Below are 17,597 nucleotides of genomic sequence, written 5' to 3'. Positions count from 1 at the left end.
CTTTGTACTTGTTGGCGGCACTACTGTGGAAGCTAAACGCTCTGCCACTGTGGAAAGACTACAGAAGTAGAGGTAAAGACCTCTATGTCTCCTTGGTTCATCTTCTCTATTCTAAGCCCAAATCACCACAACCAACAGCTTGGATATTGGCTAGCAAAATCCCATGTATAAGCTGTTGGTTGTGGTGAAGTGTTTTATTAGTTTCTTAGAAAATGCTTTTCTTATCTTGGCTATATATCCAAGTAGGCTTGGTTTTGTACCCTTTCCTTAACGGCAATATACCTTTAAGTGTGCAAGGACAACCGAAGAGCGTGCCACATTACCAGTCGGCTCTGTTGTGGTTGTACCTTTCGGGCCACATATGTAGGGCATAAGTATAGCCGTAATGGTCGTAAAGGCGAGCCAGACGTGTGACGCGTGCCACAAATTCGGTGTAATTCTTACGTGCAGCTGGCATCCATTGCACCTCGGCAAGCGCCGCCATGCGTGGCAACACCATGTATTCAGCTTGCGCTGTGGTGGGCACATACTCGGTCCAAAGGTTGCCTTGCACGCCGATGATGCGGCTTGTGATGTCGGCCGACACCGTGTCGGGGCGCGGATTGAAGCTATACACTTGCTCCACAGGTAGGTAACCGCCGATGGCTTGCGGCTCGTGAAGCGTGTTTTTCGCCTGATAATAGTCGAAATAGGCATATTTCCCAGGGCAAGTGATGACGTTGTGCCCCGCCTTTGCCGCCTTTGTCCACGTGGATAGGTAACGCCGACTAAGCACGATGGTAGACTTGGCCAGTTCGCCTTCTAGTATTTCGTCCCAGCCAATCATCGTCTTTCCCTTTCCGTTGATGTATTGTTCCATGCGCTTGGTGAAATATTGTTGCAGGTGTTTGGTGTCTATGCCTTGCTCTTTGGCTTTGTCTTGGCAGCGTTTGCACTGTTGCCATCGTGTGGACGGTGCCTCGTCGCCCCCGATGTTAAAGTAGGCAGAGGGGAAAACTTGGTTTAACTCGTCGATGATGTCTTGCAAAACGACATAAACGCGCTCGTTGCCCACGCACAAAACATCGTGGTGTACGCCCCAGTTGTGGCCCACGGTGTAAGGCCCACCCGTGCATCCCAGTTCGGGATAAGCAGCCAATAGCGCTTTGGTATGTCCGGGAATGTCTATCTCGGGTATTACTTCGATGTGTCGTTGTCGGGCATATTCCACAATCTGCTTTATCTCTTCTTGCGTATAAAAGCCGCCATGCGGTTGATGATCGTCTACATCCGAGTTATGACCCACAACCGTTCCACTTCGCCAAGCGCCAACTTCCATCAGCTTAGGATACTTCTTTATCTCTATGCGCCAACCTTGGTCTTCGCTTAGATGCCAGTGAAAGGCGTTCATGTTGTGTAGGGCCATCATGTCGATAAAACGCTTAACAAAGCTTACGGGAAAGAAATGTCGGCCACAGTCGAGCATCATTCCTCGGTAAGGCAGCAAAGGAGCATCGGCAATTTGCACGGCAGGCAGTTCCACTGGGGCAGCAGCCTTGTTGCTCGTTGCTACGGGTAAGGCCTTGCGCAGTGTTTGAATGCCATAGAAAACACCAGCTGCAGTGCTGCCGGCGATAGTCACTTGCTTTTGTGTCACAGTTATGCGATAGGCCTCTTTGCCGGCAATCTTATTGTCTATCGTTAGCAAGATATGGCCAGAACCTTTTGGAGATGTGGCTGGGTGGGCTAGCTTTATGCCTGTGGCATCTGCGATGTATTCTGCCAGGAAACGGGCATTGTGCTGCATCAGTTCGTTGGAAGTGGTGCAAGTAATGGTTGTACTTTCGTTTAACACGAAGGGTTTGCCTTTTGCCATAGCGATGGATTGCGGCAAAGGCACTACGTTGTAATTGGCTGTTGCCGAGTGGGTGGTGATGGACAGCAGGAAAAAGGCTGCCAAGAGGAGGGCTTGTTTAAATGTCATGAGCTTATGGTTTGTTTATTTTGTGGGTAAAGGCTTGGGCTTATTGATGGGGAATGGGTGGTACATTTTCTTCTGCACGCATTTTAAATTCCAGCTTTGCGCCCTTTATCAGTTCGCTATGTTTCACGAATTGGGAGTGATATGGTTGCCCATTTAGCAATAGTTGCGATACATATACATTTGTGGGGCTGTTTTGCGGAGCGGCAATATGGATGGCTTTTCCATTGGGAAGATGCAGGGTAGCTTGCCTAAACAGCGGACTGCCTACTGCATATTCGCCGCTGATGGGCGACAAAGGATAAAAGCCCAAGGCCGAGAATACGTACCAAGCAGACATCTGCCCGTTGTCTTCGTCGCCACAATAGCCGTCGGGACGTGGCGCATAAAGCCGCGACATGATGGTTCGCACCAGGCGTTGTGTCTTGCACGGCTGGCAAAAAGCATAGAGGTATGGCACGTGGTGCATGGGTTCGTTCAAGTGGGCGTATTGTCCCATGTCGGCATTCTGCATCTCCCTGATGAGGTGGATGATGCCGCGCTTATAATAAGAAATGTCGTAACGCTGGGTTTGCGAGAACACCGAGTCGAGCTTTTCCACAAACTTGGCTTGTCCGCCCATCAGCTTTTGCAGGCCAATAACATCGTGCGGAACAAACCAAGTGTATTGCCAGCTGTTGCCTTCGGTAAAGTGGTCGCCCCAGCGATATGGGTCGAAAGGCGTTAAGAAACGCCCTTTACTGTCTTTGGGGCGCATCAATCCCGTGTTCTTGTCGAACAAGTGGCGATAGTTAAGACTTCTTTGACGGAAAGTTTCTTGCTCTTTCTTGGGGCGGTTCAATGCTTGGGCCAGGCGATAGATGCAATAATCGTCGTAAGCATACTCCAAGGTGCGCGACACGTTTTGGTTAACGTCCATATCGCAAGGCACATATCCCAATGCGTTGTATTGGGCAAAGCCCTTCCTGCCAACCGAACTAACAGGGCCAACGCCTTCCGTACTCTTGCGGATGGCCTCGTAAAGCAAGTCTATGTCGTACCCGCGAATGCCTTTGAGGTAAGCATCGGCGATGACCGATGCCGAATGTTGGCCAATCATGCAATCGCGATGTCCGGGACTGAACCATTCGGGCAGCCATCCGCTTTCTTTATAAACGTTTTCCAACCCGCGCAAAATTTCGGCCACGATGTTTGGATACATCAGGTTAAGAAAAGGGAACTGTGCCCTGAACGTGTCCCAAAATCCGTTGTCGGCATAGAGGATGCCAGGCATGATGCGCCCATTATAGGGACTGTAATGCAGGGTGTCGCCCTTGGCGTCTATCTCGTAGAACTTGCGTGGAAATATCAACATGCGATAAAGGCAGGTGTAGAAGGTGCGCAGCTCATCGTCGGTGTCGCTCGCAACGCTTACTTTGGCCAATTCCGCATCCCAAGTTTGTTCGGCCTTTGCTTTCACTTCGTCGAAGCTTTGGCTGCCAATCTCTTGCAAATTAACCTCTGCTTGTTCTTCGCTGATGTACGAAGTGGCGATGTGCATCTCTACGGTTTCGCCCCGTTTAAGGTCGAAACCCACCACGGCTCCCACGTGTTGTCCCTGCTGTTCGTATTGGCCATCCAGCAATTGCTTATCTTTCCAGATGGTGGCGTTGAGGAAAGGGCGGTTGAAGGTTATCACGAAGAAGTTTTTAAAGGCAGGGCCAACCCCGCCGTTGTTTTTTGTTGAATAGCCCACGATACGCCTTTGCTGGGGTATGAGCTTAACATACGAACCGCCATTGCAGGCATCTATCACCACGTACGCGCTGTCGCCGCCGTTAAATCGCATTCTAAATGCCGCCGCCCTTTCGGTGGGCGTAAGCTCCACGTTGGTTTGCGCATCGCCTAGGTAGGCGTGGTAATAATGGGGTAGGGCTATTTCTGTTTTGTGCGAAAACCAACTGCGGCGGCGTTCTTCGGTAAAGTCGTTGCGGCGCGTAATGGGCATTACCGATAGTTGGCCGTAATCGTTAATCCAAAGACTGGCTTGGTGGGTCTGCTTAAAGCCGTAGAGAAAGTTCTCTTGATAGGTATACAGAAAGCCATTGCCAAGCTTTCCCGTGTGGGGTGCCCAGTTGTTCATGCCGAAGGGTAGGCAAACGGTTGGGTAGGTGTTTCCGTTGGATAGTTCCATGCTCGACTGTGTACCCATCAGGGGGTTCACATAGTGGGTCAGTCCCTCTGCTTTGCAGAGCATAGTGCCTGCAAATGCAAGGAGGTATGCAAGGAGATAGCTATTGGGTCGTTTCATTTTGAGTGGGGTTAATTGACAAATGAGACATTTATGCGGATGCTACGAGTGTGGCGAATGGTTGAAAGGGTGCAATGATATGCTTATTCAATCAACGTCCAGTTCTTCACCTTATATCTTACACCCTTAAATTTGCCTGTGCGTTTAATGCTTCCGCGCCCATTCCAGCTAAGCAACACCTTATTATATATACCGCTTTCAAAACCATAGCTAATGCCGTCGTCTTCGAAAAGCGATGTGTTGCGGGCTTGCTTGCCATAAACGCGGCAATTCAGTACGAACGTTGTTTGGGGTGTAATGCAGTCTGTGGGCTCGGCCAAGGGTAAGATGGTGCCTTCGCGAACAAAGAGCGGCACCTCGTGGAGTGCGAAATGTACGTTGTGACTTCGACCGCCTTCCAGCCTTTCGTTGGTGTTGAAGTTGTACCAGTTGCCTTCGGGCAGGTACACCATTCGCTCGTTGCCTTTGCCCACTATGGGGCAGGCAAGCAAGTCGTCGCCAATAAGAAATTGGTTGTCTATGGCCGCTGCGGCCTTGTCTTTTGGATAGTTCAGCACCAAGGGTTTGAAAGGCGGCGTGCCATCTGTGCGATAGCGGGCGAATTGGGCGTAAAGGTATGGCACCAGCGACATGCGGAAGTTGAGTAATTGGCGCACCACGTCTTCGTTTTTGGTGGCCGTAGGCAAGAATTTGTCTTCGTTGTTCAGCTGCTTATCAAATTGCAGCCATGCGGGATTGCGCAGATACCAACCATTAAAGAGGGTTTGAGCCGATAGTACGGCCACTTGCACGCGGCGGAAGAAGTCTTCTTCATCGGCCGACTCGCGCACCTCGGGCGACCACAGCAGGCCAGTCAGTCCTGCGTTGCATACCATTCGCACGTAGTCTTCCAAGTCGTAAGTGTCGCTATAAATCGAAACGGGATAGGGAGCGGCCAACGCCCCCGATGCACGAACGTCTAAACAGGTGCGCATGCCGTGTTTGCGAAAAACGCTGTAAAGGGTTTTCTGGTACAGCAGCCCAAAGAGTTGGTGCATCTGTTCGCCATCAATGCCCGAAGGGAAAGCCGATAATTCGGGGAAGCTCCAATTCAGGTCGCCTCGTGTAATGTTAGAATTGTCGCACTCGTCCATCTTAAAGGCTGCAATGCCCTTTTGCACAAAGCAGCTGTCGTGGTATGCGGCGAAGATGTGTTGTGTGGCAGAGTCGGCGAAGTCGGGCACCAATCCGTTCCACACCAAATGGCTACCCGATTTGGGTTTAAGCCGTGGGTGCAGGGGCGAAGAGGGATGAACAAAGGCATGTTCCCACAAATTGAGCTTGTAGCCCATAGCACGTGTGCGGGCTATTAGCTCGTTGGGGTTGGGAAAATGCTCGTTGTTCCACACGTACGAACACGAGTAGGCTCGTGTTTGCCACTTGGGTTCCAAGCCTATTACGTCGCAGGGTATGTGCTTGTTTCTTAGATAATGTGCTATGCGGTAGGCATCTTCTTGTTTAGAGTCGGTTTTCAAACGAAACTTCATGCCTAGGCCCCAGAGTGCCGGCATGCTTCCGCCGCCGGCAAACAGGTTGTATCGGCGCAGTGCTGCGTTCATGTCGGGCCCGGCAAACACCAGTACGCTAATGCCCTTTGCGCCTGGAATGTCTACCTGTACGCGTGGCTTTGAGCTGCTTTGTGTCGATGAACGGTACAGCTCGTCGGTAGATAGTTTTGCCTTTTGGCTGTCTTCTGATGGCGTATAGTCGGTGTTCTTTCGGTTCGTTCCGATGTAAAATGTGGTATATCGTGCGGTGTTTATCAGTACGGCATATCCCTTGTTCGAGATGTAGAATGGTTGCGGTGCGTGGGTATAGCCAAGGTCTTTCAAGGGATGGTCGTTTACCAAAGGGCGCTTTTTCTTGTTGTTCTGCACAAACGACCCCATTTGCAGGCCGAAGCCATAGATGTTTTCGTCGGCTGCAAGCGGAATGTCTACCACGCACCCGCGTGCATTCACCTCGATGTGTACCCCTTCTTTGGCGAAGGGATTATCCGTTGTGGGCATGTCTTTCAACTGTTTCGCCACTGGTTCTTTATAACGCAGGGGCGTGTGGGCGTCTTCTTGCCCAGCTGCGAGCAAGTATACGCCAGGCTCTATCTGCCTAAATGTTTGTGCCTGAGTGGTAATTGCAACACTTAGAACTAATGATGTGATAAACGTTCGCATGTTTGAGTATATATGATTTTTATGGGTTGACGGGGGATGTGCTAGCTAGTTGGCAAGCTGTTGTGGTAAGGCGAGAATGGCTTGATGAACCAGTTTGCCAACAAAGTTATTGGCAATTTATCAGTACAAGGCCCTTTGTAGCGGCGCTACAAGCCGCTTGTAGTGCCAGTACAAGCACCTTGTAGTGTCAGTACAAGCACTTTGTAGTAGGGCTACAAGCCGGCTTGTACTGACGCTCGAAGGTGCATGGTAAAGTAGATTTCTTACACTTGCCTCATGTCTTTTAACAACAACTCTTCGGCAAGTTTGTTTATCTACACGTTTCTCTTATTCCCATCCGGGGTTTTGCACAAGGTTGGGGTTGGCTTCTCTGTCGCGTTTGGGTATGGGATACCATATCTTATAGCTTTGGAAATTGTCTTTAACAGCTTGTGCGTGCTTGGTGTTGTAGTGGTAAATATTTGGTTTCACATCGCCTTCGTTGCTGGTTTTGAGGTTTTGCACCACGCTTTGCAAGCGTCCCCAACGAATAAGGTCCATTCTTCGCCAGCCTTCGGCACAGAGTTCACGCGAACGTTCGTCCTTCAACTCGTCCATGAAGTTGTCTTTATGATAGGCCGTTGCCAAGTCTTGGGCAGAGGCAGCGTTGTTGCCTGCCGCGCGTAGTCGGATGGGCTCGAGCAGTTTGCGGGCTTCGGCCTCATCACCTGTTTTGTAAGTGGCCTCTGCATACATCAGGATAACATCGGCAAATCGCAGGATGGGGAAGTTTAGTACGCTGGAAGCAGCGGGTATGCCCGCAGCCAATCGTGCTGCCGGCGAACTCTGACGGAACTTTGTGAGGAAGGTGTTTACACCGCTTTGGTAGAGTCCCGAGGGAACATAGTATTCCACGCCCATAATATTTACCTTGTTCTTGGTATTTGCTCCACCAATGTTTTGCTTGTAGCGCACATCCATTTTATCGTAAAGGCTTATTAGTTCGCCCAGAGCTGGAAACCAGCCTGCACCCCCTCCGTCTTGTGTGATGTTGCCTACAGTTCCCGTGAGATGAGCGAAGACAAAATACTTTGGTGCTTCTTTTCCGAAGGTAGCCACCATTACCGCTTCTTTTGCTTGCTCAGCTTTCAGCACGGGGCGGTCGGCAATGAAGTTATAAGCATATTCGGGGTTTAAGATATAGGCGCCATTTGCGTAAATGTCTGCACAAAGAGCCTTGGCTTCTGCATACATCGCATTGCTTTCTACCCAGTCGAAGGAGTTGAGCGTGAAGTTAAGGTCGGCCCCAACATTGTTTTCTTTACAGGCAGCCAAGTATAAATACACCTTGGCCAGCATGGCCGCGGCCGTGTATTTGTTGGCGCGCGAGTCGTAAGTGTTGCGTTCGGGCAAACCCTCGTAAGCACTCTTTAAGTCGCTAATGATAAGTTCGTACACGTCTTTTAAACTAGAACGGGGTGTCAATTCGCTGTCGTTTACCGACTTTTGCAAGGGAACGCCCCCCCAGAACCATGCCAAGTAAGTGTAGTAGAACCCACGCAGGAAACGTGCTTCTAACACAACCTCTTTGCGGCGTTCGTCTGTCATGTCTGCCACTTTGGGTGCATTCTCTATTACGCCGTTGGCTCTGTATATGCCGGCGTAAAGTGCAAACCACGCATCGCCTAGAAAACGCGACTCGGAATTGTAGGTGTAGTTGCAGAAGGGCTTGATGTCTGCAATGCCAATATAGTCGGTTCGGCCAATCATTTCGTCGCATCCTAGTTGTGTAAGCAAGTGGATGTTGCGCGAGAACAAGGCATGTGGTGCTTGGTTTTGTATGGCATTGGCGTTTAGGGCATCGTAAGCGCCCGTCAATGCTTTCTCTGTGTTGCTGGCATTTGCAAAGAGCGTGTTGCCCTCGGCAAAGGAATAAACCTTCTCGTCAAGGAAATCGCCACAGCTGCAAAGTAATGTGAGCGATAGGCAGGTTGCCATTATCTTTGTGTTCATAATGCTATGTGTTTAGAAGTTAATGTTGATGCCCAGCGAGAACGAACGACTGCGGGGGTAGGTTACGTTATCTAGGCCTGTGATGAGCTTGTTGTGGTAAGACACTTCGGGGTCGAAGCCTGTGTACTTGGTAAGCACAAATAGGTTGTCGGCCGAGAGCGAGAATTGGCAAGCGGTTATCTTCAAGGGCTTAAGCACGCTTTGGGGCAAGCTGTAAGTAAAGGTGAGGTTTTGTAAGCGCAGGAAGGAGGCATCCTCCACATAGTAAGACGACACGTCGTTCTTTCTGGGCGATTTGATGTCGGGGTAGCTATTGGTGGGATTCGTTTCGGTCCAGCGGTTGTGGTAGTATTCGGCGGCCACGTTGTAGTGGGCCGAATAGCCTTCAAATTTCCAGCGAGAAATGTTGAGAACCTCGTTGCCATAGCTGTAATTGAAGAAGAATGAGAGCGAGAAGTCTTTATACTCGAAGCTGTTTAGCAAGCCGCCGAAGAACTTTGGCTCGCCTCGTGATATGAAGGTTTTATCGTTTACAGGGTCTACCTCGTTGTCGTCGTTAAGACTTCTGTATTTCAAATCGCCGGGTTTAACCTTAATGCCCTTGATGCTAACCACACCGGGCTTGAGTTTTTCGTGCTCGTCGAAGTCTGTTTTTTGGTAAATGCCATCCCATACGTAGCCCCATGCACCACCAATGGGCGAGCCCACTTTCAGTCGCGACACTTCGTTGATGGTGCCGTCGTTGATGTTTACCGGTATGGCGGTTACATTGCCAAGCGAAAGTATCTTGTTGCGGTTGCTGCTAATGTTAAAGGTGGTGCGCCATTTAAAGTTGCGTGCATTGATGTTGAGCGAATTAATGGATAGCTCCACACCCTTGTTTTCAACCTCTCCGATGTTCTGCCACTGCTTGTACGAGCCACTTTGACCAGGCACATCGCCTTGCAAAAGCATGTCGGAGGTGCGCTTGTAATAGACGTCGAACGTAAAACCGAGACGGTGTTTCAGCAGACTAACGTCGAGTCCTAGGTCGTATTGGGCGGTGGATTCCCATTTCAGATTGGGATTAGACTTTTCTGATGGAGCCAAACCCAATACGGCAGCATCGTTAAGGTTGAGGTAATAGGTGTTGTCTAATCGTTGAAGCGAGCGGTAAGGCGTGATGCGGTCGTTACCAGAAACACCTGCGCTGAGGCGGAGTTTCAACTCATCAATGGCCTTTATGCCTTTAATGAACTGCTCGTTGTGGGCTTTCCAAGCCAAGGCTACCGATGGAAAGGTGGCGTACTTGTTGTCGGCACCGAACTTTGACGAGCCGTCGCGACGTAAAGTGAGCGTAGTGAGGTAGCGATCCTTAAACGAATAGAATAGTCGGCCAAACTCTGACATGCGTGTTTGGCGGTATTTGTTGGTAGAAGGCTTGCGCATAGCGGCTCCACCCTGCTGCAAGTCGAACACGGGATTGTAGGTTTGCACGGGGAAATTCTCGGCCGTTACGTTCAGGTTGGCCCAAACGTAGCTGCTGGTTTCAAAACCTAGCATGGCCGTTAGGCTGTGACCGCCAGCAAAACTCTTAACATAGGTGGCCGTTGTGGTGCTTTGCCATTGCTCGGTTGTCGCTTCCAGCACGTTGGCTAGTCCGTTTCGGGCATATCCCCACGATGTACTTGAAGGGTACCACTCTTCTGATTTGGAGAAAGTAAGGCCTGTGTTGAGGCTTGTGCGTAGGGTTAAGCCTGGCAACGGCTTGTATTGCAGGAAACCATTAGCGAGAATACGCGTGAGTGGCGTTTTCTTATACGAGTCGAACAGTGATTGTGCAGGGTTTGATACATTGCCGTTATCGGGGTCGCCTGGGTCTACTTTAAAGTTGAAGGGCTTGTAAACGAACATCGCTTCCAGCCAACCATTGTATTGAAGTCCGCCTCCCATGCTCACCGGTCCATAGAGTTCGGTGCGCGCGATGGTGGCGTTACCGCCTATGCGCAGCTTGTCGTTGGGTGCGTATTCCACCTTAAAGCGACCCGTATAGCGCGTAAAACTGTTGTTTTTGGCTATGGCGTTCTGCTTAAGATACTCTCCGCTGAGCGAATACAGCAGCGAATTAGATTTGCTACTACCGTTAATGCTGAGGTTGTAGTTTTGCGAAAAGCCTGTACGAAGTAGCTCGCGTTGCCAATCGTGCGATGTATTGTCTTCAAATTCTTGGCCAAAGATGCGTGCGCGGTCGGGTTTCCCGTCGCCGTCTGTGTCTATTCCCCATTCAAGACTGTTGGGGAAACGCGAGAAACGATAGTCGGCAAACTCTTGTCCTTGCAACATCTCAACGTGTTTTGTGGCTTTGCTGATGCCGAAACGTGCATCGAAGCTCACCTCGGTCTTGTTGTATTGACCTTTCTTCGTGGTGATAACGATAACTCCGTTTGCTCCTGCCGAACCATAAATGGCCGTGGCCGACGCGTCTTTAAGCACCTGCACAGACTCGATGTCGGCTGGGTTGATGCCCGCGAGCGGGTTGAATGTGGCGCGACCCGATATGGTAGAGGTGGCCACTTCGCCGTTGTTCACGTCGATAAGTGTGCCGTCTATCACATAAAGCGGTTGTGTTCCGGCATTGATGGAGTTGTTTCCGCGGATAACCACGTTTACATCTCCACCCAATTCGCCAGACGAAGCCGTTACATTTACGCCTGCAACCTTACCCGCCATCGAGTTAAGCAGCGATGCCGAATTAGATTTGCGTAGGTCTTGCATGTCTATCGCCCCAACAGCGCCTGTTAGGTCTTTCTTCAACATCGAGCCATAGCCGATAACCACCACCTGTCCTAGGTCTTTGGCGTCGGGTTCTAGCACGATGTACATGCTTTTGGCTTTGCCCACCTGTTGGTGAACGGCCTTCATTCCAATACTCGAGAACACCAGTACGGCCTTTTGTCCTGATACCGAAAGGCTGAAATGCCCATCTTGGTTGGTCACAGTTCCGTTGGATGTGTTCTCTTCCATCACGGTTACACCTAACAAAGGCGTTCGCGTGTCGTCTACCACTGTACCCTCAATCGTGTGTTGGGCCAGTGCGTTTAAACTAGTAGTAACGAATACTACCCATGCTAAAAGAAACTTTTTCATATAGATTGTTACTTAGGTAATTACATTGTTATCAGCTTAGTGATGATAGTCTTGTGCTCGTTGCCAATCTTCATCGTGATGTTTAGCGGCATGGTTGCGGGCAAGTGGGTTATGCTCCATTCGTAGGGAAAGGCCATGCGCTCGTCCATCTGTGGCTTCGCGCTACCTGCTTGGCAGGTTAAACTGGCCGAGTAACCCTTTGTTAAGGGAGTGTCTATGTATCCATAGAGCGAATCCCAGCCAAAAGGCGACCGTATGCGGAAGAGGTATAACCTGTGGGTTGGGTCTAGTTGCATCATCTTAAACCCACTGCTAATGGGCGAGAAGGGGTAAGTTGGCAACGATTTAGCCAAGGGCAACGACACGAACGTTATGCCCTTGGGCGCGATAGTGACGGTAAGTGCGTTTTGGTTCAGGGCACGTTCTTCGCTCACAACCGAGTTAGTTTGTGCAAAGTAGTGCTCGGTGGCCGTCCCGTTAGGCGATACCAGCGGCGTGTTTAAGCGCAAGCTTACGTTCAGGGTGCTATCTTTCTCGTTCATCAGAATGAGCCAAAGGTTGTTGGCAGACACTGCCGAGAGCCAGTTTACGTCGGTTGAAGATAGCCTCAACATGTCTTGTCGCATATAAAGTTGTGCGTCGCGGTCGTTCAGGATGTAGCCTTTCTCGCCGCCATACACCCTGTTGTTGAACCACACGAAACCTTCTTGCTTACCATAAGGAAAGCCAATAGCCCCCTTAGAGCGTTGTGTTGCCTCGGTAAGTAGGTAATCTAGCACGAAGCTGAGGTGCGAGGGGATGTGGTGATAGTAGAGAGAAGTGACATCGGGACCTTTGTAAGGATAAACCGAATCCAGCGGGAGGTCGGTGTAGCCAGCGGCATAATAACCCGGATAAGAGGCGAAACGCCCAATAACGGCGTTGCGCGCATAGGTCTCGAACAGGCTATTGCCACACAAACCGCTAAGCCGCAAGAGCGAAGGTGCCCATGTTGACATGAAGGTATGGTTGATGTTGCCCTCGCGGTTGAAGAAGGTCATGGGCTGTTCAAAGCCCAGTCCTACGGGCGAAAGCGTGTGTTGGGCCACCTTTTTCTCGCTTACATCGCCCGTTTTCCGCGGATAGCCCAGCTTGTAAGGCTTGTCTTTCTTCCAAAACACATTGGCATTGCCCACATATTTGCCTCCTTGGTGGATGAGGATGGTGTCGTTGCCGACAGGGGGATAAGTGCGGATGCCCGCGATAGTGAAGTGCGCGGCGTAGGCAGAGGCTGCAAGTAAGGCCTTATCTTTGCATACATCATAGAGGTCGAGCAGGTCGAACCACTGCGGATAAACCTGCGCATGGTAGAACATCCACGGCAAAATGGGCTTCGAGGGGTTGTTGTATAAGGCGGTATGCAGTTCGTGGTTGGCCCCGATGGTGGCTTTCACCAGCCATTTGTCTGCTTTTGTGAGTCGGAAGGCGGCCAAGTCGTCTGCCCAAGTCTGGTCTACGCCGTAGCCTTTGCTGTATCTGGGTTTGCCTTCGGGCATGGCGATGTCGGCCAACCACGGGTTGTTATGACCCAAAAGTCGGTGTAGTGCCTCGAAGTGAGCCGTGTTGTATTGCGACCCAAAGGGCGAGAACGTGTTCGTTGGGGTTTGTGTTTGCAGGTCGCTTGCCTGCGGGTAGCCCCATCTGAAGCCCTTTCGCGAGAGCATGTACTCGATGGCGGGCAGGGCGCGTGTTGTGTATAACTGTTCGTCGTGGGTAACGACGGCGGCCGAAACCAGTGCCAAAGGGGCGGCCTGAACCACTTCTGTGCGTACGTTTGGGTTGCTTTCGATGTCTAGAAAACCCCTCATGGCGGCATCCCAGCCTGCTGCCTCATCGTTCTTTATTAGGTTGATGGTGTGGAAAACGGCATCGGTGAGCGGTGTTGTTTGTACTCTGTAATCGCGAACAGCAAACACACTGTCCGACAGATATTGCAGGGTGTTGTGCCATTGCAGTGGCAATAGTCCCAGTTTGAAATGGGCTGTAAGTTTTTCGCCTTTCTTTTTGTACGAGTCTTTTTCGCCCAATATGGGTGAAAAGGCCACGGGCTGCACCTCGTTGGCTGCGTTTTTAAGTGATAAGCCCATGTCGTATATGCCCCAATTGCGTTTCAGATGCTGGGGGTTGGGTGCCAAGAAACAGCTTAGGTTGCCTGTCTCGATGATGCTAACGGGCTGTGGCGTGAGGGTTATAGGCAAGAGATTGGGGGTGGGCGGCAGACGTTTGAACTGGTAAAGGGGCGAAAGCAGAACATTCGTCACTGCATTTTCTGCCTGTGGCTGAAAGGCTTCGAAAGCTAAACTGTAATATTGTGGCATGCGTACAACATATTCTAACTGCACGTCCACCACGTGGCTGTTGGCATGTAAAGTCCATGTGGAGGCTATTGTGTCGTTATCGGTCGATGCGTACCATACGCGTAGCGTGTTTTGGCCTGCCTTTTCGTGGCGGAAGATGTGCATTGGACAAACCTTACCTGCCAGAAAGGGGTTTTGCAAGTGGGCTTGCTCAAATACGGGATAGGTGTTGTTGCCCACGCGAAGCAATGGTGCTTGCCCACCCGACCATAGTGGAAAGATGGAGTTGTAGCCCAATTGGGGCCGTGCCGACTTAATGATGTATAAGCGGTTGTGAGGTTGGGGACTTTCCCAGCTGCGCCATTGCCCCTTTGTGTGTACCGATATGTGTTGCACCAATTGGTTGTTTGCCGTATGAATACGGAGCCTTAACAGGCCGTTTGAGATTTCATCAACCACAGGCGAACTTGTGTTGAGCAAGGCAAGAGCGTTTTGTGCCATTGTTGTCGACGGCTTTTCCAAGGGCGTGGGGATGGGTTGTATCTCGTATTTCGTAAGTTGTTTGTAGGTCATCTGGTTGGGGTCGAGGCCTTCGTCGCGTGTAAACAGCACGGCATCAACACGCGCATAGTTGGCTGCCACATCGCAAGCCCGCAACACATGCAGTCCCTTGTGCAGTTCAATGGTGCCTACCTGTTCCCAGTGATAACCCTCCCTGCCGTGTATGCCTTGCAGGGCTAGCCGTGTGGTGTCTAGCATTAGGCGTGAAATGCGGGTACGTGGGGCCTTGGTTTGAAAGTCTTTCGTGCGACTCCAAAACACATAACGTCCGCTTTGAGGCACGTCCAACACCGTTGTGGCATGTGCAGCACCGCTCCCGCCCGCCGTAACCATGAGCACGGCCTTATTGAAAGCTTCGGCATCTTTCTCTACTTTCCAGCCGCCCACATACTGAAAGCGTTCTGCTTCCAGCATATAGGTTTGCCCTTTTAGTGGCAAGGCCAACCACAAAGTCAACAATAAAGCTACGGTTTTTGCCATAACACAACTTATTTCATTTTAAAAGAAATGGTTATTAGGTGTTTATTTGCCAGCAAGTTGTAAGCAACCTGTCTGTACAAAGTCCCTTGTAGTGGAGCGTGTGCATGTTGCCGTAAGGCGGTTAAAGGCAATTGCGCTGGAAACCTAATACTGTTTTACTATCACTTCAAAGTCATTTCGTTTGGGTTATATGTTTTTTAGTTTCACAATCTCGATACCAAAGGGTGGCACTAGGCCCGTTTTCAAACACTGCCCACTGGCGTTTGTTAGGCGCATTTGTGTGGGGCGGTTGGTGCTGTTCATAACGATGGCATAGCCATGACTGCCTTTTGTGGAACGTGCAACAAGCAATTCGAGATGGGCATTGTGGCACGAAAGGCTGTCGTTGCCGATGGTTAGTTCAACGTTTTCGCCGTCGATAGTGCCAGCAGAGAAGCCCAGAACCTTGTGTGGCCCAACCTTTGGCGTTACGAAACCTCGCGGAAAGGATATGCGCCCCTTGCTGCGCAGTTCGGCTTCGGCCACAAGGTAGTCGGTTAGCCAGCCCAATTGCCACCATGCGTGTTGCGGATAGGGTAAGGCTACCTTGTTGAAATGTGCCCAATAGTAGGCTGCAATGCCCGATTCGGGTTCAACAAAGCGGTCGCGGCCATTGGCCGAGGCGCGCGCCATGTCGAGGAAAAGCACATCGCCCGTTTGTTGATAAAGCCTTACGAACATGCCCGCGAAGCTTGAAAGGAGGATTGGCCCTTGCGGATTGGCCGACCCAATAACGCCGATATGTTCGCATGCCAGTCCCGCTTGGGTGTATTGTAGGGGGTTGAGGCTGTGTCCTTCTTTATCTTTAATGGGAGTTACGTCGGCAGGATGGGTGTATATATAGGTGGTGAAATAGCGTGCCATGTCAAGAGCAGCATCTTTATAGCGTACATCGCCTGTTAACTGGTGCATGTCGAGCAGAGCCTGAACCGACATGGCCGTGGCAAAATCGGGTGCAAAGCGCGTGTCGCCACATACGCCAACCAAGGCAGTTGGGCGCACGGCATGCGCTATAAACCAGTTGGCACCCCGCATGGCGGCTTGCAAGTACTTATCGTTGCCCAGCATTTTATAGGCCACATACATGCCGTAGAACGTGGGACGAAGGTCTTTTAGGTCGGGCAAGATGTCGGTTTCGTCTTTTAAGTTTACGCCCAAAGGCCAGCTGCCGTCTTGCCTTTGCATGGCCAGCAATAGGTTGGCCGATGTGCGCAGACTTGCTTGCAGGGCGGTGTCGTTGGGCTCGAACAGCAGCATGTTAGCCACATCAATGAGCGAATAATAGGTAATGGCGATGGGTTCGATGTGTTCGCCCCATTCTTCCACCCAGCGTTTGCTCTTCCACAAGAAGTATTGCCCTTGCGGTGCACCTGCGTATTTGCCTGTGGCAAACTGCTGTTTTAGTTTGAAGTTGCGCACGTAGGGTAGCAGGTTGTTGGCCAAGGCCGTATCGTTGGCCATGCGCACCGTCATCCACATGGCTCCGTAGTCGGCGTTTTTCATGGCATCGTTGTTTGCGCCATGCACGCCTCCGCGATAATCTTGTGCACAGATAGGCACGTCTTCGCACTCTGCCTTGCGGAAAAGCTTTGCCGATTGGGTACGCATATAGTGGTAAATTTTGTTTATGCGGGTTGTTAGCGGTTGTTCGTTGGTGGCCTTCCGCATGCCGTCAAAGCTGTACATACCATAAATAACCTGCTTATAAACATCGTACCAGTTGTTTTTAGAGAGGATGATGCGATAGGCAAAATGCAGCTTTTCACCTTTCTTTAATGCAGCTTTGGGCGTTCCTAGCACGGGATAATATAACTGGGGACTAAGTTTTCCCTCGGCATCCATAGCGCCATAACCCACGTTCCATTGGGCATGCGTGTTCTCTCCGTTGAGGTAAGGCTTGCGTGGGAACTGCCTTTCGGGAGCTATGCCGATGGTTAAGCCCTGTGTTTGCATGATGGACACGGGCGTTGTGGCGCACTTGTCTTGGTATACAACGGGCTTGTTGGGCATTCCGTGTTCGTAGACGTAAGCCGAAACGAAGTCGGGGTTTATCCATTCGGCATGCACGTAACCGGGTATTACGGCCTTAAACCCCGTTTGGGACTTGGCGATGGGTAGGCTAGGGGTGGACAACGAGTAGCAGCCATCTTGTTTTGGCACGAGGGTTTGGTTTACGAAGAGGGAGTTTCCGTTGACCGAGAAGCGCAGATACACATCGGCCCATTGGCTTTCGGCCTTTAACACCAGTGGTTGGCGCGACAGAACATGATATGTTTGCAGCTTAACGTGCGTGCCGGCCGTGAGCAACGACACGTTGGTGATGTTGTTGAGCCATGCCCGCCGTGGGTAAATAAAGTTGTCTTCGATGAAATGTATGTTGTGCGTGGTTTTGAACGTGTCGATTACTTGCGGCTTAAAATCCGTGTCGGCAACGAACAGGTGCTGCCCATTAAGGGGCAAACGTACAAGGCCGTGCGTGGTGGGCACAACCAAGGTGTTGTCGGTTGGGCGATAAACAATTTGCTTTGGCGTGCGTGCATGGAGCAAGGCACATGCAGAAAGCAACAGACCTAGGGCGAGGGTAATGCTTCTTTGCGTCATGA

General features: G+C 50.9%; 7 protein-coding genes. All 7 read right to left on the bottom strand.

Translation table 11 applies throughout. The features are described from left to right. Window positions 1–319: 319 nt before the first annotated feature. The 7 genes from QME03_RS00075 to QME03_RS00045 all read right to left on the bottom strand — a co-directional run bounded on the left by QME03_RS00075 (window position 320) and on the right by QME03_RS00045 (window position 17,595). Window positions 320–1,963, bottom strand: coding sequence for a beta-N-acetylhexosaminidase (locus QME03_RS00075; protein ID WP_281723045.1), 1,644 nt, complete (start codon window positions 1,961–1,963; stop codon window positions 320–322). A gap of 40 nt (window positions 1,964–2,003) precedes the next feature. Beyond that, window positions 2,004–4,250, bottom strand: a complete 2,247-nt coding sequence (locus tag QME03_RS00070; protein ID WP_281723044.1) for a GH92 family glycosyl hydrolase — start codon at window positions 4,248–4,250, stop codon at window positions 2,004–2,006. A gap of 83 nt (window positions 4,251–4,333) precedes the next feature. After that, window positions 4,334–6,460, bottom strand: a complete 2,127-nt coding sequence (locus tag QME03_RS00065) for a glycoside hydrolase family 31 protein (protein ID WP_281723043.1) — start codon at window positions 6,458–6,460, stop codon at window positions 4,334–4,336. Window positions 6,461–6,787: 327 nt separating this feature from the next. Further along, entirely contained in the window at window positions 6,788–8,452 is a 1,665-nt protein-coding gene (locus QME03_RS00060) for a RagB/SusD family nutrient uptake outer membrane protein (protein WP_281723042.1), read from the bottom strand. A 12-nt stretch (window positions 8,453–8,464) separates the two neighbouring features. Next, window positions 8,465–11,578, bottom strand: a complete 3,114-nt coding sequence (locus QME03_RS00055; protein WP_281723041.1) for a SusC/RagA family TonB-linked outer membrane protein — start codon at window positions 11,576–11,578, stop codon at window positions 8,465–8,467. Window positions 11,579–11,598: 20 nt separating this feature from the next. Further along, the gene (locus QME03_RS00050; protein WP_281723040.1) at window positions 11,599–14,955 is read right to left on the bottom strand and encodes a hypothetical protein; all 3,357 of its coding nucleotides are present in this window, start codon (window positions 14,953–14,955) and stop codon (window positions 11,599–11,601) included. A gap of 186 nt (window positions 14,956–15,141) precedes the next feature. Beyond that, complete coding sequence (locus QME03_RS00045; RefSeq protein WP_281723039.1) at window positions 15,142–17,595, bottom strand: glycoside hydrolase family protein; 2,454 nt, start codon at window positions 17,593–17,595, stop codon at window positions 15,142–15,144. Window positions 17,596–17,597 lie beyond the last annotated feature (2 nt).

This window comes from Hoylesella shahii (assembly GCF_937990675.1).
GTDB lineage: Bacteria > Bacteroidota > Bacteroidia > Bacteroidales > Bacteroidaceae > Prevotella > Prevotella shahii.
The sequence above is the reverse complement of the archived record's forward strand: the minus strand, read 5'-3'. Positions and strand labels throughout refer to the sequence as shown.